18 protein-coding genes and 2 pseudogenes are annotated in these 20,579 nt (G+C 46.6%); 10 read left to right on the forward strand and 10 right to left on the reverse strand.

All coding sequences use genetic code 11. From position 1 onward, the window contains the following. Nucleotide 1: 1 nt before the first annotated feature. On the reverse strand, nt 2-199 hold the full coding sequence (locus K7I13_RS14170) for a hypothetical protein (protein WP_255946703.1): 198 nt from the start codon (nt 197-199) through the stop codon (nt 2-4). After that, nucleotides 199-1,523, reverse strand: a pseudogene (locus K7I13_RS15795) (flagellar assembly protein A). The gene K7I13_RS14170 and the pseudogene K7I13_RS15795 overlap by 1 nt, the downstream one beginning before the upstream one ends. A 256-nt stretch (nt 1,524-1,779) precedes the next feature. Here K7I13_RS15795 and K7I13_RS14185 point away from each other — a divergent pair. Genes K7I13_RS14185 through K7I13_RS14195 form a run of 3 tightly spaced genes read left to right on the forward strand, consistent with a single transcriptional unit; the run spans nt 1,780 to nt 3,996 of the window. Then, a complete protein-coding gene (locus K7I13_RS14185; protein ID WP_255946706.1) occupies nt 1,780-2,253 on the forward strand; it encodes an arginine repressor in 474 nt (157 codons plus the stop codon). Then, nucleotides 2,246-2,428: a hypothetical protein gene (locus K7I13_RS14190; RefSeq protein WP_255946707.1), complete on the forward strand. Its 183-nt coding sequence runs from the start codon at nt 2,246-2,248 to the stop codon at nt 2,426-2,428. The genes K7I13_RS14185 and K7I13_RS14190 overlap by 8 nt, the downstream gene beginning before the upstream one ends. Continuing rightward, nucleotides 2,425-3,996: a glucose-6-phosphate isomerase gene (locus K7I13_RS14195; RefSeq protein WP_255946708.1), complete on the forward strand. Its 1,572-nt coding sequence runs from the start codon at nt 2,425-2,427 to the stop codon at nt 3,994-3,996. The genes K7I13_RS14190 and K7I13_RS14195 overlap by 4 nt, the downstream gene beginning before the upstream one ends. 203 nt (nt 3,997-4,199) lie before the next feature. Here the strand turns inward: K7I13_RS14195 and K7I13_RS14200 are convergent, their stop codons facing one another. Together K7I13_RS14200 and rbp are read right to left on the reverse strand one after the other, a co-directional pair. Next, nucleotides 4,200-4,949: a M28 family peptidase gene (locus K7I13_RS14200; protein WP_255946709.1), complete on the reverse strand. Its 750-nt coding sequence runs from the start codon at nt 4,947-4,949 to the stop codon at nt 4,200-4,202. A gap of 176 nt (nt 4,950-5,125) precedes the next feature. Then, a complete protein-coding gene (gene rbp, locus K7I13_RS14205; protein WP_255946710.1) occupies nt 5,126-5,434 on the reverse strand; it encodes an RNA-binding regulator in 309 nt (102 codons plus the stop codon). 435 nt (nt 5,435-5,869) lie between these two features. Here rbp and K7I13_RS14210 point away from each other — a divergent pair, with 435 nt between their 5' ends. The 7 genes and pseudogenes from K7I13_RS14210 to K7I13_RS14240 all read left to right on the forward strand — a co-directional run bounded on the left by K7I13_RS14210 (nt 5,870) and on the right by K7I13_RS14240 (nt 15,545). Next, nucleotides 5,870-6,586, forward strand: coding sequence for an SIMPL domain-containing protein (locus tag K7I13_RS14210; protein WP_255946711.1), 717 nt, complete (start codon nt 5,870-5,872; stop codon nt 6,584-6,586). Between the two features lie 225 nt (nt 6,587-6,811). Further along, nucleotides 6,812-8,032, forward strand: a complete 1,221-nt coding sequence (gene argJ / locus K7I13_RS14215) for a bifunctional glutamate N-acetyltransferase/amino-acid acetyltransferase ArgJ (protein ID WP_255946713.1) — start codon at nt 6,812-6,814, stop codon at nt 8,030-8,032. Continuing rightward, nucleotides 8,029-8,900 (forward strand): annotated as a pseudogene (gene argB, locus K7I13_RS14220) (acetylglutamate kinase). Before argJ ends, argB begins: the two are co-directional and overlap by 4 nt. Before the next feature lie 68 nt (nt 8,901-8,968). After that, nucleotides 8,969-10,162 (forward strand): aspartate aminotransferase family protein, encoded by a 1,194-nt coding sequence (locus tag K7I13_RS14225; RefSeq protein ID WP_255946714.1) that lies wholly within the window; start codon nt 8,969-8,971, stop codon nt 10,160-10,162. 9 nt (nt 10,163-10,171) lie between these two features. After that, nucleotides 10,172-11,425, forward strand: coding sequence for an argininosuccinate synthase (locus tag K7I13_RS14230; RefSeq protein WP_255946716.1), 1,254 nt, complete (start codon nt 10,172-10,174; stop codon nt 11,423-11,425). Nucleotides 11,426-11,701: 276 nt separating this feature from the next. Next, nucleotides 11,702-13,519, forward strand: a complete 1,818-nt coding sequence (locus tag K7I13_RS14235; protein WP_255946718.1) for a DNA topoisomerase IV subunit B — start codon at nt 11,702-11,704, stop codon at nt 13,517-13,519. Nucleotide 13,520: 1 nt separating this feature from the next. Further along, entirely contained in the window at nt 13,521-15,545 is a 2,025-nt protein-coding gene (locus K7I13_RS14240) for a DNA topoisomerase IV subunit A (RefSeq protein ID WP_255946720.1), read from the forward strand. Between the two features lie 145 nt (nt 15,546-15,690). Here K7I13_RS14240 and K7I13_RS14245 read toward each other — a convergent pair whose 3' ends face one another. The 6 genes from K7I13_RS14245 to K7I13_RS14270 form a co-directional block, all read right to left on the reverse strand. Further along, entirely contained in the window at nt 15,691-16,401 is a 711-nt protein-coding gene (locus tag K7I13_RS14245) for a FecR family protein (RefSeq protein ID WP_255946722.1), read from the reverse strand. Between the two features lie 19 nt (nt 16,402-16,420). Continuing rightward, nucleotides 16,421-17,608 (reverse strand): hypothetical protein, encoded by a 1,188-nt coding sequence (locus K7I13_RS14250; RefSeq protein ID WP_255946723.1) that lies wholly within the window; start codon nt 17,606-17,608, stop codon nt 16,421-16,423. Beyond that, nucleotides 17,609-18,127 carry a hypothetical protein gene (locus K7I13_RS14255; RefSeq protein ID WP_255946724.1) on the reverse strand — a complete coding sequence of 173 codons (519 nt, stop codon included), beginning with the start codon at nt 18,125-18,127 and terminating at the stop codon, nt 17,609-17,611. After that, a complete protein-coding gene (locus tag K7I13_RS14260; protein WP_255946725.1) occupies nt 18,124-19,224 on the reverse strand; it encodes a hypothetical protein in 1,101 nt (366 codons plus the stop codon). The genes K7I13_RS14255 and K7I13_RS14260 overlap by 4 nt, the downstream gene beginning before the upstream one ends. Nucleotides 19,225-19,392: 168 nt before the next feature. After that, on the reverse strand, nt 19,393-19,737 hold the full coding sequence (locus K7I13_RS14265) for a hypothetical protein (RefSeq protein WP_255946726.1): 345 nt from the start codon (nt 19,735-19,737) through the stop codon (nt 19,393-19,395). Nucleotides 19,738-19,744: 7 nt separating this feature from the next. After that, nucleotides 19,745-20,506 carry a M30 family metallopeptidase gene (locus K7I13_RS14270; RefSeq protein WP_255946727.1) on the reverse strand — a complete coding sequence of 254 codons (762 nt, stop codon included), beginning with the start codon at nt 20,504-20,506 and terminating at the stop codon, nt 19,745-19,747. Nucleotides 20,507-20,579: the final 73 nt, after the last annotated feature.

Consider the following 20,579-nt stretch of genomic DNA (forward strand, 5'->3'; position numbering starts at 1 on the left):
TTTATCTGTCCAGAAAATCGGTGATAATTTCACCGTGAGGTTTATCCAGGCGGAACCGCGTCTTCTTGTAAATCTGGGTAACTGAAAAGGGTACATGGCAGATTTCAATCTGGATACCCGGATATATGGTCCCGTATACTTCTACATAGGCATTTTCATTTATATCAATATGCGGAAGATATTCCGTGATTTTATTCATCAGAACTTCTTTTTTTGTTTGTATTCTTCAATCAGGGCTTCTTTCTTTTTTCGCGTTTCTTCCCTGATTTTTGCAGGGTCTTCCTGCTCTTCCGTATTTTCGCCGTCAAGTTTTCCGCTTTCTTCGTCGTTTTCCGGCAGGGGTGCCTTCGCGGCTTCCGCTATTTCTTCTCTTATTTTTTGTATTCTGAGCGTCAGGTCTTTTATCTTTTCATTTGCCAAATCCAGATTCTGCTGGACGGTAAAATCGGTACCGCAGCGGATATAGGTCCCGGTGCCTTCACGGTTTCCGATATCAAACACCTTTATACCGCCGATTACAATGCATTCCCCTCCGGTAATTTTACCGCCTTCGTTCATGCGGATTGTTCCCATGGAATATACTTTGGAACCTAAAATTCTGTCGCTTACAAAAACATCGCCGCGGACAGCTACCCGGCAGTTCTGAATAAACTTCGCATACAGGGACCCGCCGACATGGACTGAATTCTTCTTTCTACCTACGATCCCGCTTCTTACGATCAGGTTTTTTTGCACATTATTTCCGATGCGTCAATGACTTCGCTGGAAACTATGGAACCCTCAGCGCTTACTCTGAATCCTTCCGAAATCTTTCCGAGCAGCAGAATATCTCCCGGAAAATCGATATTGCCGGTACGGATATCAACGCCGTCTTCGAGGATCAGAAGTTCGACAATATCAATAACACCGGCGTCAGTTATAACAATCCTTCCGCTTTTTCTTGCAAACAGGCCTTTTTCATGGGGAAACACACTGCTTCCCGCCGAATACATTCTCGGCGCTTTTATGGCAAAGGGTATAGGCTTGTTATACACGTTCCGGCCGTTTTTTCCGGCATTTTCCGGGACACGGCGGGCGATAGGTTCCTTATATTCGACAAAAATAAAAGAATCAATCTGCGACCAGTCGATGCGGCCGGTGTCGAAATTAACTCCGTACTTATAGTTTTTGAATTTTTCCAGCAGCTCATAATGTTCGGGTTCTTCATCGACCGGCGGCTGCCCTTTTGCAATAATAACATTCAGGACAGAATGCTTTGAAATTTCAACCTTTTGCAGTTCCTGCTTTATTGTTTCCGTGAGGATGCCGAACTGGATACCGTGCGCTTCGAGTCCTGATTTTACCTTTTCCGGAGACAGCGGCGGAACATTCGAAGGAGGAGGATAAAAACTCGCCTTTACCTGCAGACCGTCCGGGGTGACCGACATTTCCGCCAGCAGACTTTTTGATTTGTCATTACTGTAAATGAGAACAGGATTGTCAATGTCCACAGATTCCTTTATGTCACCCATACAAAACTCCATTTTCAATATCGGCGGATTCTTCCCTTGACATTACCGCTTTCTTTATACATTATAGTTGCATAATTATTCATGAAAAACGGATGGAATTGCATATACCGTTTATGGAAATTATTGTCCTGTATATTTATTCAACAGGCATACTCCTTTAATGTGAGTTTCTGATGTAAAGAATTAATCAATTCTTTACATCAGAAAAGCGTACAATCAGAAATAGTCAAATATTTGACTATATATCACCGGTAATGGCAGGTTAGCAGTGAAAGAGCGACTGACACGTCTGAAAAGTATAAAAAAACTTATAAAAACATACCGGATTGAATCCCAGGAAGCCCTTCTCGGCTATCTTTCGAGAGAAGGTTTCGCGGTTACCCAGGCCACACTTTCCCGCGATCTGAAACTGCTGAAAGTCGGAAAAATGTCCGACGGGCATAACGGCTATGTGTACACGCTTCCGGGCGATGAAGAACGCCAGGAATCGGAGCAGTCGGTTGTTCAGGATTTCCTGCGGGGATATATTTCGGTGGAATTTTCGGGAAATATGGTCGTTGTAAAAACCTGTTCCGGACATTCCGATGTTGTCGCCGGCGCAATTGACAGTATGGGTTTTGACCAGGTTCTGGGGACCATTTCAGGACGGGATAATTGTGTGTTTATCTGCCTCAGAGAGGGTGTAAGCGGCGATGAATTCCTCGATACCCTGAAACTCCGGATCCCTGAAATTGATGAATAAAATACTCCGCCGCAGAGCAGGGCAGACCTTCGGTCTGGGGTATTCGCAGGTCGCGGAAGCGGCCATTAAATCATTTCCTTACAGAACCAGCCGAAGGCTGATTAAACCCTCGCCTCGAATAAAAAGGCTGTTTTCAAAAAGCCGTGAAAAACTGAAAAACAGGAGAATTGTATGATTAACTGGAATAATTTTGATACTCTTAATTCGTATAAAAAAATGCTCTCGCTTAAAAACGCCATTAAGCTGTCCGATGTTCTTGATACCGGGCGGATTGCCTCATATGCCATGCCAATGGCCGGCGGCTTGACCTATAACTATGCCGCAAAGCAGGTCAATGAACAGATCCTTTCCATTCTCCAGGAAGTCGCGGAGGAACAGCAGCTGGCTGATAAATACAAAGCCCTGCTTGAAGGTGAAATAATTAATACCGGTGAAGGCCGCAAGGTCCTGCACCAGCTTGCCCGGGGACAGCATGGCGCGGACGTGATATACAGTGGCAGAAACATGCGGGAATTTTATGTTGAACAGCAGGGCAGGGTCGCGGAATTTGCCGGAAAGGTCCATTCCGGCAAAATAACCGGAACCAGGGGCGATACCTTTACCACCGTTGTTCAGATCGGTATCGGCGGTTCCGATCTCGGGCCGCGGGCGCTGTATCTGGCTCTCGAACAGTGGGCGCGGAAAAACGGCAGAAAACGCATGGACGCCCGTTTTATATCCAATGTAGACCCCGACGACGCTTCCGCTGTTGTTTCCGGCCTTGATCTCCCGAAGACTCTGTTCATTCTTGTTTCGAAAAGCGGGACCACTCAGGAAACGCTTGCGAATGAACTCTTTGTAAAGGAATTTCTGAAAAAAAGCGGACTCGATCCTGCGAAACATATGATCGCGGTTACCAGCGAAACGAGTCCGCTCGCGAATAATCCGGGGTATCTGACTTCGTTTTATATGGATGATTTTATCGGAGGCCGTTTTTCTTCTTCGTCAGCAGTCGGCGGGGCTGTTTTGTCGCTTGCCTTCGGGCCTGATGTTTTTTCCGAGTTTCTTTCCGGCGCCGCTGCAGCGGACGCTGCCGCGCTCGAAAAGGATATCCGCAAAAACCCCGCGCTTCTTGACGCTCTTATCGGCGTATATGAAAGGAACGCGCTCGGCTATCCGTCGACGGCTATTCTCCCGTACAGCCAGGCCCTGAGCCGTTTCCCTGCGCATTTGCAGCAGGCTGATATGGAGTCAAACGGCAAGCAGGTAAACCGCCGGGGCGAACCGGTCAATTACGAAACCGGACCGGTTATTTTCGGCGAACCCGGTACAAATGGCCAGCATTCATTTTTCCAGCTCCTGCATCAGGGAACGGATATTATTCCGCTCCAGTTCATAGGATTTGAAGAAAACCAGGGCGGAGAAGATATTGTTGTTGACGGTTCAACAAGCCAGAAAAAGCTTTGCGCAAATCTGGCCGCCCAGATTGTGGCTTTTGCGAGAGGGCAGTCTGATTCAAATCCGAACAAAAACTTCCCCGGCGAAAGACCTTCCAGTCTGATTTACGGAAAGCAGCTTACGCCGGAGACTCTTGGAGTTCTTCTTTCCCATTATGAGAATAAAATAATGTTCCAGGGCTTTGTATGGAATATTAACAGCTTTGACCAGGAAGGCGTTCAGCTCGGAAAGATTCTCACGAAGAAGGTTCTTTCCCATGAAATGGACCCCGTCCTCCAAGCCTATGCAGGCTTTTTCGGCCTTTAAAACGGAAACGGACATGCCGGACACTTACAGGGAAGGCTCCCTGTAAGCGGCGATATTATCAAGAAGTTTTTCCATAAGCGCGAAAGCCTCCGGCGTCAGTGTTTCCGCAGTATCTCCGAGCGTGTGCATCCGCCGCCAGGTTTCCGGAATAAGAGGGGCCAGCGGTGAGCCCGGAGGAAGCTTTTTATTCAGTGTTATTGCGGCTAGTATTTCCTTTTCTCCTGAATTTCGGTCTCCCCCTGATTTGAGCGCGAGAAGAAGGGTGCTGGCTTCTTCCCGGGAAGGAGGGTAATAACCTGTGCCGGCAGTCCCGCCGCTATAAACCCCGCGTTGTCGCTGTAAGGGGTAGGCAGCCTGACCCAGTTTTCGGGTGAAGTTTCAACGGCCAGTGCCGCCGCGCGTTCATGCAGCCTTTCTATGCGCGAAAAAAGAGTCCCTGAAACCGGTTTTTTTGCTGATGCGGGAATTCCCGCGGTTGACAGTATCAATGTGTCTCCGCAGCCGCAGGCGTCGAAAACATATATGTCGTCATCCGTCCTTTTCAGTTTTTTCAGTCCGGTCCCCAGAACAAATGACCCCTGTCCGGAAATCCCTCCGGTCCCGGCGGCTTCTTCCCCGTCAGTAAAAATAATCCTGATATTATGGGAAACCGCCCCCTGCCGGAACGAAAGCAGCCGTTCAGCCAGAGCCATCAGCTGAAAACAGGCCGCGCTGTTGTCATTTGCCCCGGGAGTATCCGGGGCGCGGTCGTAATGGGCTATAAGGGTTTTCATCCTGAACCGGGGATCATAGGCGCTGTTTTCATATTTCACGACTATATGTTTTTTATCTCCCAGTGTAACTATGGAATGTGGAACATCCCTTGCCCTGAGCCAGGCCGAAATAAAACCGCACCGGTCTGTTTCCCGGTCAAGAAATGAGGTAAAAAGGGAAGAATCTGTTTGTCCGGACATGGGTATATCATACCATACTTACTATTCCGCCGCCAGACAGCTTACACTTCTTTTGTTGAAGTCTTCAAAAAACAGATAGTTCAGGGGAAATTATAGAAAAGAGGATAAAAACAATTCCACGGGAGAACAAAACACCCCGCTGCTCTGCGGCGGGGTGTTTTATGGTTTAATTGGAATTAATAGCGATCGTTACTGTATCCGCCGCCGTGATCATTATAGCGGGGACGGGATTCGCGCGGCTTGTTTTCCGCGACATTAACGCGGAGCCGGCGGCCTTCAAAATCCTGGTTATTGAGACCTTCGATAGCCTTTTCTGCCTCTGCGGCATCATTCATTTCAACAAAGCCGAAACCTTTTGACTGCTGTGTGTAACGGTCTTTGATAATTGTGGCTGAAACAACTTCGCCGTACTGGCCGAAGAGATTTGTCAGGGCGGCCTCGGTGGTCGCGTAGCTCATGTTTCCAACATAAATTTTCTGAGACATAGAAATCCTTTACCATTCTGGTAACTTTATTAGTCCTACCGCCAAAAAAGCGGTATATCGTACGTTTTTTTGTTTTTTGATATAGAAAAAACCGCAGAAGGTGCAGAATGCCGGATCAGACGCAGAAGGGCAGATACATAAGCAGACAACAATCAGTCGGGATGTTTATAAATAAAAAACAAAGATCACGTTTGATTCTTTAAATGTAGCACGCCTTTCGATAGACGTCAATAGTGAAAGTAAAATAAATCATAATATTCCTTTTATATAACAAATGGATATACAGGAAGGTTACAGGGCCGTTTGCCCGAATTCTGACTCTTTTATTCAAATATACCGTAACCGGACCGGCGTTTTTGTATTTACCTTATATGTCCGCGGACCGGGTTTTTCCTGTCCTACATATACTATTAATGAATCCGGGGAGAATGATCAATGAAGAAAAATCTTGTAAAATGCGGCCTTCTGGTGCTTGGAGTAGTCCTTTTATCTTCCTGCCGCCCCTCTGTGAATGAAAATGTCATTGAAGTGTTCGGGGAAGCAACCATTTATGTATTACCTGATGAAGTTACCATACAATGCGGAATCGTGACCATGGATACGGACCCCTCCGCAGCAAAGAAGAAAAATGACGAGGTTATCTCAAAAATAAAGCAGGTTGCGGAGCGGTATTCCATAAAAAACTCGGATATTTTATTTGATTATATGAATGTTACGCCGAAATATGAATACCGAAACAACGGCAATGAATTCGTCGGATATGAAATGACGCAGCGCCTGAATATTATTCTGGCCGATGTTACCGTTTATGAACAGGTAATGAATGAATTATTGTCCGCCGGAGTCAACCGCATATATAATTCGGTATTCACCAAGCGGGATATACAGCAGGACAGGGATGAAGCCAGAGTCGCGGCCCTGAACGCCGCCTATGACAAGGCATCGGTTGCCGCAAAAACACTTGGCGTCAAACCCGGGAAACCCGTATATATTCAGGAAATTGATTACGGGACCGGTTATGCTCCTGTGGCCGTGTATACAAATGCCAAGATGGATGGCGCCGTGAATTCGGCCGGTGAATCCGGAGGTCTTCTTTCTTCCGGAAAAATAAGCGTCAAGGCCCGCTATCAGGTAAAATTTGATATAAAATAAGATAAGACTGTAAGAATACACAAAGGGGCGGAGTACCGCCCTTTTTTTATGCCCGGAAATGTCCCTGCAGCCCCGGCTTCACCGGCAAAAAATACCTTCCGTTCTGGATACGCGGAAGCATCCCGCGAAAAATTATTCTGCCGGCTACTTTTCTCAAACCGTTCCTATATAGTATGCTGTCATCATGAATTTTTCAGGAATGGAAAATCAGAAAGAGGTTGACCGATGACAGAATTTATTGACGGCGGGGTCTGCGCTCCCGAAGGATTTACGGCAAACGGTATATGCTGCGGTATCAAAAAGGGCAGGGAAACAAACGATATTGCGGTTATACTGTCGGAAAAGTCCTGTGAAGCTGCCGCGTTATTTACGCGCAATACCGTAAAGGCCGAACCGGTAAAACTTACCAAAAAGCATATAGCGGACGGCATTGCCCGGGCAGTGATTGCCAACGCGGGGAACGCGAACGCCTGTACTGGCGCGCAGGGGTACGAAAACGCCGAACGTACCGCCGCCGCCGCCGCCCGTCAGCTCAATCTGGACCCTGAAGATGTCCTTGTCTGTTCCACCGGCGTTATCGGACAGCAGATTAATATCGAGGCTATTGAGCGGGGCATGCCCGGTCTGTGCGCCAGCGTTTCAAAGGAAGGTCACCGGGCCGCGCGTGAGGCCATAATGACTACCGATACGAGGCATAAGGAAGCCGCGGTTAAAACCGAAATAGGCGGAAAAACCGTCATAATAGGCACCATGGCAAAGGGATCCGGGATGATCCATATAAATATGGGGACCATGCTGGCCTTTATTACGACCGACTGCGCCATTTCCGCGTCCATGCTCGATTCCGCGCTCAGGGAAAGCGCCGAAAAAACCTATAACTGTATCAGTATTGACGGAGATACCAGTACCAATGATACGCTCATAATTATGGCCAACGGCCTTGCCGGGAATAATCCCATATCTGAAAAAAATGAGGATTATCACCGGTTTATGGCCGCCCTTAACGAGCTTAATACAGTAATGGCAAAACGGATTGCGGCGGATGGTGAAGGCGCCGAACATCTGATCGAATGTTCGGTCCTCGGAGCAAGTGATGATTCCGCCGCCAGAAATCTGGCGAAAACGGTTATTTCTTCAAGCCTGGTAAAGGCCGCCTTTTTCGGGCGTGACGCCAATTGGGGAAGAATCCTGTGCGCTATGGGTTATTCCGGAGAGTCTTTTACCCAGGAAAAAACAAGTGTTTTTTTCAGCAGCGCGGCCGGGGAAATAGAGGTTTTCCATGAAGGCATACCGGTCTGTTTTAATGAAAACATGGCAAAAGATATTCTCTCCGAGGATGCTGTTACCATTATAATACGGCTCGAAGACGGCTCCGGATCGGGAACCGCCTGGGGCTGTGATCTGACATATAAATATGTGGAAATTAACGGAGATTACCGGACATGACCGAAACTATAAACAATGAAGCCTGGGCAAATATTCTTGTTGAAGCCCTTCCGTATTTTAAGCGGTGGGTCGGAAAAACAGTTGTCGTAAAATACGGCGGAAACGCCATGCTTAATGACGAATTGAAAAATGCGGTTATGAAGGATATTGTCCTTCTGAATACCATAGGAATCCAGGTTGTGCTGATACACGGCGGGGGTCCGGAAATCAATACCATGCTCGAAAAGGTCGGAAAGGAGTCCAGGTTCGTGGACGGCCTCCGGTATACCGATGAAGAAACCATGGAAGTGGTCCAGATGGTTTTGACCGGCAAGCTCAATACGGATATTGTTGGAATCCTTTTGCAGGAAGGCGGGAAGGCCGTCGGTTTGAGCGGAGTTGATTCAGGTCTTCTGCGGGCAAAAAAGATAGAGAAGGACGGTAAGGACCTGGGACTTGTCGGCGAGGTAACCGAAGTATATCCCGGAATTCTTGAATCCCTTCTTTCACAGGGGTTTATACCTGTGGTTTCTTCTGTTGCGCTGGGCGAGGAAGGAGACACTAACCTCTACAATATTAATGCGGATACTGCCGCCGCAAAAATTGCTGTGGCCCTCAGGGCGGAGAAATTTATCCAGCTTACCAATGTTCCCGGGGTTCTCCGCAATATTGATGATCCTTCAACCCTGATAAAACGCATTGCGCGGGAGGCTATCCCCTCAATGATTGCCACCGGGGTTATTTCCTCAGGCATGATTCCGAAAATAGAATGCTGTCTTGAAGCGCTTAAAGGGGGTGTCCCCGTACCCATATAATTGACGGACGCGTGCCCCATGCCCTGCTTATTGAAATGTTTTCAGACCGCGGCGTGGGAACCATGCTGATCTGAAATTGACGTTTTACAGCGGGCCGGTTTTTTATTATTTCAGCCGGCCCGCATATATAAAGGAGATATAAATGTCCGGAAAAATAGCAAACAATCTGGGGAGCCTTCCTGTTGTCTTTGAATCGGGAAACGGAAGTGTTCTTACCGATATAAACGGAAAAACGTATATTGATTTTGTCAGCGGTATAGGGGTTAACTGTCTGGGGCATAACCATCCCGCACTTACCAAAGCTATAGCTGAACAGGCAAAAAAAATTATTCATGTTTCGAATTACTATAATTCGGATAAGGGGCTTGCTTTCTCGGAAAAACTGCTTGAGCGCACCGGAATGGACCGGGTTTATTTTTGCAACTCCGGCGCGGAAGCGAATGAAAACGCTATAAAAATTGCCCGGAAATGCGGTTCCCTTTCGGATAAAAAGGACGGGAAAGCTGAGGGGACTCGGCATACTATTGTGGCGCTGGTAAAATCCTTTCACGGCAGGACAGTTACAACTCTTTCCGCAACGGGCCAGGATATTTTTCACAATCCTGTTTTTGCGCCCTATACGCCCGGGTTCCGGTATATACCGGCAAATGATTATGATGCGCTGAAAGATGCTTTTGACGGGACTGTCTGCGCCCTGCTTTTGGAATGTGTTCAGGGAGAGGGCGGTGTAAATATGATAGACCGTGACTGGGCCCTCGCGGCCTGCGCGGCGGCAAGAAAAGCCGGGGCCGTGGTCATTGCTGACGAAGTCCAGACCGGAATAGGAAGGACAGGGACATTTCTGGCGAGCGAAGCTCTCGGTATTAATCCTGAAATAATAAGCCTGGCAAAAGGTATCGCGGGAGGAGTCCCGATGGGCGCAACCCTTTTCCGGGGCGTTGCCGCGGAAAGCATTGTCGCCGGCGATTTGCAGACTACCTTTGGCGGCAATCCGCTGGCCTGCGCCGCCGGCCTGGTTGTTCTTGATGAACTGGCAAAGCCCGGTTTTCTGTCTGCGGTGACTGAAAAGGGCGACTACATCCGGTCAAAAATTGCTTCGTGGAATCTTCCATGCATAAAAAATATCCGGGGCAGGGGGCTTATGATGGGGTTCGATATAGACCGCCCATCCAGGGATATCCAGAAAATATGCCTTGATATGGCAGGCGACGGAAAGCCGGGGCTCTGTATTTCCACTGCGGGAGCAAACACCCTGCGCTTTCTGCCTCCGCTGGTAATTACCGAAAAGGAAATTGATACTGGTCTTGAAATTCTGTATACTGTGCTGAATCAATAGGAGAAAAAAATGAAAAAGAAGGTAATTCTTGCTTATTCCGGCGGACTGGATACTACGGTAATTATTCCCTGGCTGAAAGAAAATTATGATTATGATGTTATCGCGGTATGCATCGACGTCGGACAGGGAGACGACTGGACTGTAATAAAACAGCGTGCGCTTGATACCGGCGCGTCCGCCTGTTATGTGGTCGATGCGCGTGAAGAATATATCACCGAGTATATCTGGCCGGCCCTTAAGGCCAACGCCGTCTATGAAGACCGTTATCTTTTGGGAACCTCAACGGCAAGGCCTCTTATCGCGAAAATTCTTGTTGAATATGCCCGCCAGGAAGGGGCCGTGGCTATTTGCCATGGGGCCACCGGCAAGGGTAACGATCAGATCCGCTTTGAACTGACCATTAAGGCTTTCAGTCCCGATCTGGAAATAATAGCGCCCTGGCGTATCTGGGATATCAAAAGCAGGGAAGAGGAAATAGCCTATCTTGAAGCGCGGAATATTCCCGTACCCATGAAAAAGGACCAGTCATACAGCAGAGATGAAAATATCTGGCATCTGAGCCATGAGGGTCTTGAACTTGAGGAAACCGGAAATGAGCCGAACTGGAAGCACATGCTTCAGCTTACCACTGTTCCCGAAGAGGCCCCGGAAGAAGGCGAATATATTGAACTGGAATTTGAAAAAGGAATTCCGGTTTCTGTAAACGGGAAAAAAATGGGCGCCCTTGAACTTATGAAAGAAGTGAATAAAATAGGCGGAAGAAACGGCGTCGGACTGGTAGATATTGTTGAAAACCGGGTTGTCGGTATGAAAAGCCGCGGCGTGTATGAAACCCCCGGCGGGGCTATTCTGTATTACGCTCATGAGCAGCTTGATCATCTTTGTCTTGACCGGGACACCTATTCGTTCAAGCAACAGGTAGCGCTCAAAATGGCCGAACTTATCTATAACGGCCGCTGGTTTACCACCCTCATGGATTCCCTTATGGCCTTTGTCGATACGGCCGAAGAAAATGTTACCGGCTGGATACGCCTGAAACTGTATAAGGGATCGATCAGAGGGGCCGGTTCAAAATCACCTTTCAGTCTGTATAATGAAAATATAGCCAGTTTTACTACCGGAGACCTCTATGACCATCATGATGCGGAAGGCTTTATCCAGCTTTTCGGCCTCCCGCTCAAGGTCCGGGCAATGATGGAACAGGCAAACGGAAAAGGCCGGGCTGTTGATATAAACAAGCTCAAAGCCCGTCCGACGGAATGACCTCAAAAACCGGTGCTGTGCATAACTGTGCCGTTTTTTTTTGAAGAATCTCTTACATTTTTCGCGTTGACAGACTTCTATCCGGGGGAAAACTGCCCCCAATCCCAAAATTACCGGAAACAGCAGCGTTTCATGAATTTGACAGGCGTATCCGTAAAAATTTGCACAGAATCCTTCAGATTCGGATGAAAAATGAGGCAATTTCCGGGTTTTTCAGGGACCTTTTGCAAAAAGCTCAAGTGACTTGAATTTAATTTTTTGATATACTATAGATGTATGGCGAAACGAACTGCAGATTATGACGAATCAAAAATCAAGACATTGAGCTCTCTCGAACACATCAGGCTGCGGACCGGTATGTATATCGGCCGGATCGGCGACGGATCAAACCCTGATGACGGGATTTATATTCTGGTCAAGGAAGTTATAGATAATTCCATTGACGAATATATTATGGGAAACGGTTCACAGATTGATATTCTGCTGAAAAACAATCAGGTTACGGTCAGGGATTACGGACGGGGTATTCCGCTGGGCAAAATCGTTGAATGCGTATCCATAATCAACACGGGCGCAAAATACAATGATGAGGTTTTCCAGTTTTCCGTCGGACTAAACGGGGTTGGGACCAAGGCTGTTAATGCTCTGTCGAGCCATTTCAGGGTTATGTCGATCCGGGACGGAAAGTGTGCGGAAGCTGTTTTTGAGCGGGGAGTTCTTAAAAGCCAGCGCCAGGGGACTGTAAAGGCCGGTGTAAAAAACGGAACGCTTGTTGAATTTATTCCCGATGAAAATCTGTTTACCGATTATGAATTTAATATAGAATTTCTGCAAAAACGGATATGGAATTACGCCTATCTGAATGCCGGGCTTGTTCTTGCTTTTAACGGTGAGAAATATATCTCACAAAAAGGTCTGTTTGATCTTCTTGATGCGGAACTGGGAACTTCCTATATTTATCCTGTCGGATATTATAAGGGAAAGCAGCTCGAATTCGCCTTTACTCATACGCATAACTATGGCGAAACATATTTTTCATTTGTGAACGGCCAGTATACAAGCGACGGCGGTACCCATCTTTCGGCCTTTAAAGAAGGCTTCCTTAAAGGGATAAATGAATATTTCCGCAAAAATTACAAGAGCGAAGATATCCGCGAGGGAACAGCCGCTGCCATTGCCGTAAAAATCCAGGCTCCGGTATTTGAAAGCCAGACAAAAAACAAGCTTGGAAATACCGAAGTCAGGTCATGGATTGTAAATGAAACCAAGGCCGCGGTAAACGACTGGCTTCATAAAAACCCCGAAGCGGCAAAACAGCTTGAACAGAAAATTCTTGCAAATGAAAAGCTGCGTACGGAACTGAATACCGTTAAAAAAGAAGCAAAAGAGGCTGCCAGGAAAATAGCCCTTAAAATCCCCAAGCTCAAGGACTGTAAATATCATCTTGAAGACGGTAAAAAAGGTGAAAACGCTGTGATTTTTGTTACCGAGGGTGATTCAGCCTCCGGTTCGATGGTTTCCAGCCGGGATGTATATACCCAGGCTATATTCAGTCTGCGCGGCAAGCCTGAAAATATGTACGGAAAAAAACGGGCGGATATTTATAAAAACGCGGAACTGTATAATATGATGATGGCTCTTGGCATTGAAAATGACATTGAAGGTCTCCGCTATGAGAAAATCATCATTGCGACCGATGCTGATAATGACGGCTTTCATATCCGGAACCTGCTTTTAACTTTTTTCCTCAGTTATTTTGAGGAACTGGTAACCAGCGGGCGGGTTTATATTCTTGAAACACCCCTGTTCCGGGTCCGGAATAAAAAAGAAACGGTTTACTGTTACAATGAAAAAGAACGGGACATAGAAGTAAAAAGACTTGGTTCTTCGGCCGAGGTTACCCGGTTTAAAGGATTGGGTGAAATCAGTCCCGGAGAATTCGGCCAGTTTATCGGGGCCGATATCAAACTGCTCCCTGTTACGGTTCAAAGCCTGAAAGTAGTTCCCGGCGTTCTGGAGTTTTATATGGGGAAAAATACACCCACCAGACGCGAATTCATCATGAAAAACCTTCTTGCGGAGGTGGATGCGTAATATGGATTATATAAAAAGCCTTTTTAATAAGAATTTTCTGGAATACGCAAGCTATGTTATACGTGACCGCGCCATTCCCGATCTCGAAGACGGACTGAAGCCGGTCCAGCGCAGAATTCTCCACTCGCTGTTTGAAATGGATGACGGAAAATTTCACAAGGTTGCCAATGTGGTCGGCCACTGCATGAAATACCATCCTCATGGCGACGCCTCGATAGGTGGCGCTCTGGTAGTTCTTGCAAACAAGGACCTCTTCATAGACAAACAGGGAAATTTCGGGAATATCCTGACCGGCGATGAAGCCTCCGCAGCCAGATACATTGAATGCCGCTCAACACCTATTGCAAAAGATGTTTTCTATAATCCCGAGATAACCAGATATATTCCTTCCTATGACGGACGGAATAAGGAACCTGTCGCTTTCCGGGCGAAACTTCCTGTTATCCTGTGCATAGGCGCGGAGGGTATTGCCGTCGGTATGTCCACGCGTATCCTGCCACATAATATCCGTGAAGTTATTGAAGCCGAAAAAGCCTGCCTTGCCGGAAAAAAATTCCAGCTGTATCCGGATTTTCCGACAAGAGGCCTTGTTGATGTTTCCGATTATGAAGACGGACTGGGAAAGGTGCTTGTCCGGGCAAAACTGGATACTTCCGATGAAAAACGCATTGTAATCCGTGAAATACCCTTCGGGAGTACCACCGACAGTCTTATTCTTTCCATAGAAAACGCGGCCCGTTCAGGAAAAATAAAAATATCCGAAATAAATGACTACACAACCGACAAGGTGGAAATTGAATTAAAACTTCCCCGGGGTGTGTACGCGGAAGATGTGACAGACTCTTTATACGCCTTTACAGAATGCGAGCAGTCCATATCCTGCAACCTGCTTGTCATCAGGGACAATTTTCCTGTACTGATGACTGTTTCCGATGTCATCAGGGACCACGCGAAGCGGCTTGTGAAAATCCTGAAAGAAGAGCTGGAACTCGAAAAAATAAATCTGCTTGACCGGCTCCATATGAGGACGCTCGAGCGTATTTTCATCGAAGAACGCATTTACAAGAGAATTGAACAAATGAAAACAGCGGAAGGCGTGATATCTGCTGTTTTAAAAGGTTTTGAGCCGTTCCGGGCGGAACTTATCCGGGATGTGACCGAAGAGGATGTGGACCGGCTGCTCAAAATCCCCATCCGGCGTATATCTCTGTATGACATCAACAAAAACAGGGAAGAAGTCGCCGCCATAAAGGAACGCATAAAAGAAATTAACAAACTTTTGAAAAATCTTGTGGATTATGCTATCACGACGCTTGATGCCATTCTTTCAAAATTACCCGCGGAAGCAACCGCAAGACGTACCACGATCGGCAGATTTACCAAAACCGATGCGAAAGAAGTGGTAACCCGCGATACTCCGCTCCGTTATGACGAAGAAACGGGGTATCTGGGGACCAGTGTTTCAAACGGCAAAGAGATGCTTAAAGTAACTCCCTATGACCGGATCCTTGTTATGAGAAAGAGCGGGGTCTATTCCGTTATGGATGTTCCTGAAAAACTCTTTGTGGACAAGGGCATGTGGTATGTCGGCTTCAGCGAAAAGGAATTTCTTTCAAAACAGCTTTTTACTATCATTTATAAAGACGGAAAAACCGGTTATCCCTGTATCAAGCGCTGCCGCATTGAGGGCTATATTCTGAACCGGGATTATCTGATTGTTCCGGATGATGCGACGGTCCTTCTGATAAACACCCAGCCGAAATTCCAGTTCACCGTAACCTATGAACCGAAACCCCGGGTCAAAACAACTGAACAGACCTTCAAGGCTCAGGATTATGCCGAAAAGGGCCTGAAAGCGCTCGGGGTGAGACTGAACAACCGGATCGCAGTTTCCGCGGCTATTGCCGAAAAGAAACCTCCGGCTCCGGACAAGACAGAAGCCGGGGAGGCCTGCGCAAAGCGGCCGGCAGAGTTGTTGAACAGGATACAAAAAAATCCGAACCGCCGAAAAAGAAAACCGGAGTAAAACCAGCCGCGTCAGGCGCAAAGCCGAAAAAGCCCGCTTCAAAGGACAGTCCGGGCAAGAAGAAGTCATAAAAAAACCTGCCAGAGAAGAGGAATAATAAAAAAAGGCCAGAATTACCCTGGCCTTTTTTTATTATTCCGGGGGCTTATTCTATTGTCAATTCAATCTTTGTTTTCAGTTTTTCCTGGGGGACAACGGAGGTCCCTGAAGAGGAGGAAGGAATTACCGCAGAAGGCGTTGCCGCGGTAATAGGGGAGGTGATTTCGCTTGAAGGGAGGGTCGTAAGCGAAATAACGCCCATGTCTGTCTGGATGGTGGTTACCGGACTGCTGATTGTTTCTCCAAAAAGTTCAAGCTGCTGACCTGACTTTCCCACACGTGACTGCCCCACAGAACTGACATACAGTACGGATCCGTCCTGTATTACCAGAGAATCCCCCATTTCGAATACTGTTCCGCGGACAGATGCGGTCGCAATCGGGCTTCTTACCCTGAAATTATTCCTTTTGTCATTAAAAGAATTCACTTCCGCCTTGACATTGCCTATTTCCAGATATAATTCTGTGTCAACCGCATTTTCGCTTTCAGCAAGCTGAGTCAGCGTCATTCTGGTAAGAGGTTTGATAGTAAGAATAGACGCTCCCAATTGTATGGTCGCCTCGGATTTAAATCCGGTTGAAATAATCGACCCGGGATTAACCAGGTCCCCTTCTTTGAGAGGTGACCAAGTATTATTTGGCCCCTGGATTTCAACTTTTCCCATTGTCGTTATTACACGGCCGTCAACTGCAGCCAGAGGAAGTACAAAAACTGTAAATGAAACGATGATAAATAAACAGAACAGGATTTTTTTCATGCTCTTTACCCCTTTACTATTATAATGCAAAAATCGCTTTTAGCGATAATAAAGTTTGGATTTTTTCTTCATTCGGCAGGAAAATGCCGGCTTCAAAGCGGACTCTGAGGTCGCTGAAGACCTCCCATGTCACGCCTGCGTTAACTTCCGTGCCGATATACAGGCTTTCCACATTGTCCTGTTTGCCCGGATACATGAACAGCTTGGCGTCAACGTCAAAATTCAGGAAAGAAAAGGGTGTAAAAATCCAGCCAAGGGTGGCTTTCATCAGATTTTCATACCCCATGCTGTAAATGGTTCCCGCATTCTGGAATGTAATAGGCAAAAGCGTTGTCAGTACCTTATTCGGCGCTGTCGTGTACAGAAATTCAAGAAAAAACTGATTATTTATTACAGGAAAAAACATCAGGTTGGCAAGACCCAGCGCAGCTATCTCGGAATATTGCTCTGTTTTGGTGTCAAGGATGCCTCCCTGTACTCCACCTGTCAGGGTATAGTATAAACTGTTTGTTATTGCTCCGGTTAAGGAAATTGTTCCGTAAATAGTATTAACAAGTTCGGAATAATCCGATTGAATAATATCCCGCATGTCATATTGTCCCAGAATTTCGATTATCAGGTCCGTTGAACCGGCCAGTTCCGGAATATGCAGGGTAAATTTACCGATTATGCGCTGCGCGCCAAGCGCATATATTTTATCCGATACATAATCCGCATAATCATCTGCGGTCATTAAGGCTCCTGTTTTCCGCGCATTGAGAAGACCGGTATATCCCGCAAACAGGGCCATATTTCCGAAAGGCATGGACATGCGGAAATCAGCTCCATCCACGCTCTGGTTGAGAAGAATCCCGGTTGCGTCCCTGACGGGCAGCCGCCCCGCATCGATATGGAAGGTGAGTCTGTCCGTATTTACCGGGTTAAAAGAGAATCTGAGAAAATCGAGATCAAGGTAAAAAGTATAGCCGCCTTCTTCCTTTTTTGTGGTATAAACACTGCCTTCCAGGGCAAGCGAATTTCTGTTATTGATATCGAAGGGTATGGTCATCCATGCGGTAGCTCTGTGTTCCGAGAAAAAATCTGCGTCGTCCCGTATTCTGATGCCGCCTTTGTTTGACAATTCAAATCCGTAATCAATGGCAAAGACCGGGATACCCATCAGAAGAATAAGAAAAAATAAAATAGGTAACTTTTTATCTGTTTTCAATTATTTTTCCTCCCCGATAAAAAGAAGCGCTTCCCGGTTTGCAGGGGCTGTGTCCTGCATGGCCACAGTTCTCAATCGGGCTTCCGGATAAAAAAGAAAAAAACGTCCGATAGCCTGGGTCATTTCTTTTCCTGTCAGTTTTTTATCCGGATCAATTTTATGATCCCAGAATCCCGCGCTTTTCAGTTCTTTCCAGGCGTAACGCGGGCTTTTAAAAGCGGTCCACATAATGCCGCCCTTTAATCCGTAATTCTGCATAACAAAGTGCGAAAACCGTTTGACAGTGATCGGTGTATTGGCAGGATCGTCCGATGGAAAGGAATTGAATTGAGTACACCATGAATAGGCCTCAAATGGCGTTATTTCCAGTCCTGCTTCACTTGCAATGAGATAAGAAAAATCCATGTAAGTTGCAATTTCTTTTTCCAGGATTTCAGTGATCAGCTCTGCTGTTTGAGCCATGCCGGGAACGGCGCACATAAAAAATATAAGAATTAGTAATAATATTGTTTTTCTCATTCATTAACCTCCTCATCGTCAATGATAATTTCGACCAAATGGTTTTTCCATTTTTCTTCAGGTAATTTGCTGAGATTGGCCCGGATTACTGTGTCCCCATCAGCTATGGTAACCAGCAGAGGGTCAATGATTTCCCAGAAAGCAAGATATCTGCCTATTTCCCAGGTTTTTTTCAGGGCGTCCCTTACTACAATCGGGTCTGTTGATTCCGTGTAATTTGCAACATTTGTTATAAAAAGAAGCGGACGGTTGTAGATTTTTGCAAATAATGGGGCAAGAGAAGTGAGGGTTTTTTCCCCGGCTTCTGTGAGTTCGTATTCATTTGTCTCGGAATCGAGCTCAAACGGAATATTTGCAAGGGATAAAACAATTCCATAATCCCGCTGTCTTATTTCTAAATTCTGCAGGTTAGTGTTTGTTATTTCACTTGCAAGCGTGTACATGGTTTCTTCGCGTATTATATCGGTTACCGTCCGGAAATCGTCGGCGGTTTCAGTCCGTGTGACCAGATATGTTCCGTCAGAAAAACTGTACTGTATTTCTTCTGTTGTACGCATCTGCTTCGGGGCCCCGGAAAAATTGTCCCACAGCAGATCCATTACCGAATACCCCGCGACACGCATTACCCCCGACCGCCTTATCAGTTTTTTTTCCGGAATATATACCGGGCTCCATTCGGCGGTTATATGCTGGTACGTTCTGCCTGCCACGGTTATGTTTTTCAGATAGGTATAGGTAACTTTTGTTTTTACTTCAACGGGGCGGGGGAAGCCGAAGGCGGACAGGTCATATATGACCGTGCCGTACGTTTCCCATCTGTTTCCCGGTTCGAGGGATTTTTTTGGGAAATCCGGAATATTCCGCAGATTCGGCCTTACGCTTTTACGCGCGGCGGCTATGGACTGGTCTTCCGGCCCGGAAAGGCTTTGGACCGGCTTTGTAACTACTATATCCTGTTCAAGCACAAATTCTTTTACAGTTGAAGTTGATGTATACTGCTTGCCGAAAAAATTCCTCCACCGCAGCGGTTCCGCGCCTGCAATACACGAAAAACAGAACAGAAGAGTATACAACGTTATGATTCTTTTATAATTCATGTATAACACCCTATACTGCTTGTGCTTCATGTTTCCGTCAGTTTTTCAAATAGAGAAGAGCGTTGAAAAACCTGTTTTATTATACAGTATAGCACATCATATTGTATATATCTAAACAAATAAATCCTGTCCCTGAAAAAAAATCCGCCGGGATACCGGAACCGGGCGCTATTCGGGGACCTTCCATGAAACAGGCACAAACACTCTTTTAGCGCCCATGGTTTCTTTTTCCTGATTCTGCTTCCCGTTATCTTTCTGAAAATATCCGGAGAATTCCAGCCTCTGGCCCTGTAAGTCCCATATTTTTTCCCGGTATTCGGGCGGAACGCGGTAAATTTCGCCCGAGTCGGTATGTATACCGGGCCATGTAAAAGGTTCGGTCCCATATATACCAACCTGGCCCTGGAAAACGGTGTTTTTTTCGGGCAAAGATGTACAGCCCGCCGGATCAATCAGCGCCAGACAAATGGAAAAAAGTAATATACTGATATATCCTGTTTTCGCATGTTTCATAATCATTTCACCGTATCATCAGATACATTTCAACTGACGAAGACGTCGGTTTATTAATGGTAACAGTTATGCTGTCCGGCAAACTGTTCCAGCTGTCTGAATCGAATAGTCCGAGTCCCCACGGACGCAAAGCCATCTGGCCCGTTATATCAAATGTCAGCGGTCCGGATGTTCCCGAAATAATCTGCGTGATTCCCCATATATCGATAGCACTGAATGTGTAAGTTACACTGTTGACTGTTCCGCTCACGGTATTATACAGGGTTTTAACTGACGATCCCGCCGGCGGATTAGTGTATACCAGCACCTGTCCGAATTTCCGGAATGCGGTTGTATATGTTTCGCCGGGATAGAGTGACTGGAGGGCCGCCGTTATTGAGGCCGCGTCCACATAACTGTTCGAGGCTATGTTTTTGAGGAGGGTAATGCCGCCGTAATTGCGGACCAGATAGGCACCGAAGGCATAGGCGCCCGCATAGGAATATAATACGTAATTACCGGACAGCCAGTCGGTAACTCCCGAAATGGGATATCCGTAATTAAATTCCTGGAATCTTTCTTTTGGCGACATCGAGTCGGAAATATTCAGTTTGTCCTGCATCATGTCTTCGGAAAGCATGGAAAGCATTTCATTATACCAGGTTGATGGAACCTGATTATATGTAAATTCTTTTACCGCCATGTTAATCATATGCTGGAATTCGTGCGCGAGCGTTGAATAAACCATGTCGGAGTAGCGGTCATAAAAGTATGAATCAATATAGAACATTTCAGCTTCATTTGATTTTAATGAATATCCGGCTGAGGTAAGCTCGGCCTGGGTAAATTCATCCTTGCCGTAA

It is taken from the genome of Brucepastera parasyntrophica (genome assembly GCF_022376835.1).
In the GTDB taxonomy this organism is placed as follows: domain Bacteria; phylum Spirochaetota; class Spirochaetia; order Treponematales; family Treponemataceae; genus Brucepastera; species Brucepastera parasyntrophica.

What these genes read in the sequence shown, in the direction of transcription:
- K7I13_RS14170 (WP_255946703.1), bottom strand. Translation starts at nt 199, where the DNA reads ATGAATAAAATCACGGAATATCTTCCGCATATTGATATAAATGAAAAT.
- K7I13_RS14190 (WP_255946707.1), top strand. Translation starts at nt 2,246, where the DNA reads ATGAATAAAATACTCCGCCGCAGAGCAGGGCAGACCTTCGGTCTGGGG.
- K7I13_RS14195 (WP_255946708.1), top strand. Translation starts at nt 2,425, where the DNA reads ATGATTAACTGGAATAATTTTGATACTCTTAATTCGTATAAAAAAATG.
- K7I13_RS14200 (WP_255946709.1), bottom strand. Translation starts at nt 4,949, where the DNA reads ATGTCCGGACAAACAGATTCTTCCCTTTTTACCTCATTTCTTGACCGG.
- rbp (WP_255946710.1), bottom strand. Translation starts at nt 5,434, where the DNA reads ATGTCTCAGAAAATTTATGTTGGAAACATGAGCTACGCGACCACCGAG.
- K7I13_RS14210 (WP_255946711.1), top strand. Translation starts at nt 5,870, where the DNA reads ATGAAGAAAAATCTTGTAAAATGCGGCCTTCTGGTGCTTGGAGTAGTC.
- argJ (WP_255946713.1), top strand. Translation starts at nt 6,812, where the DNA reads ATGACAGAATTTATTGACGGCGGGGTCTGCGCTCCCGAAGGATTTACG.
- K7I13_RS14225 (WP_255946714.1), top strand. Translation starts at nt 8,969, where the DNA reads ATGTCCGGAAAAATAGCAAACAATCTGGGGAGCCTTCCTGTTGTCTTT.
- K7I13_RS14230 (WP_255946716.1), top strand. Translation starts at nt 10,172, where the DNA reads ATGAAAAAGAAGGTAATTCTTGCTTATTCCGGCGGACTGGATACTACG.
- K7I13_RS14235 (WP_255946718.1), top strand. Translation starts at nt 11,702, where the DNA reads ATGGCGAAACGAACTGCAGATTATGACGAATCAAAAATCAAGACATTG.
- K7I13_RS14240 (WP_255946720.1), top strand. Translation starts at nt 13,521, where the DNA reads ATGGATTATATAAAAAGCCTTTTTAATAAGAATTTTCTGGAATACGCA.
- K7I13_RS14245 (WP_255946722.1), bottom strand. Translation starts at nt 16,401, where the DNA reads ATGAAAAAAATCCTGTTCTGTTTATTTATCATCGTTTCATTTACAGTT.
- K7I13_RS14255 (WP_255946724.1), bottom strand. Translation starts at nt 18,127, where the DNA reads ATGAGAAAAACAATATTATTACTAATTCTTATATTTTTTATGTGCGCC.
- K7I13_RS14260 (WP_255946725.1), bottom strand. Translation starts at nt 19,224, where the DNA reads ATGAATTATAAAAGAATCATAACGTTGTATACTCTTCTGTTCTGTTTT.
- K7I13_RS14265 (WP_255946726.1), bottom strand. Translation starts at nt 19,737, where the DNA reads ATGAAACATGCGAAAACAGGATATATCAGTATATTACTTTTTTCCATT.
- K7I13_RS14270 (WP_255946727.1), bottom strand. Translation starts at nt 20,506, where the DNA reads ATGTTCTATATTGATTCATACTTTTATGACCGCTACTCCGACATGGTT.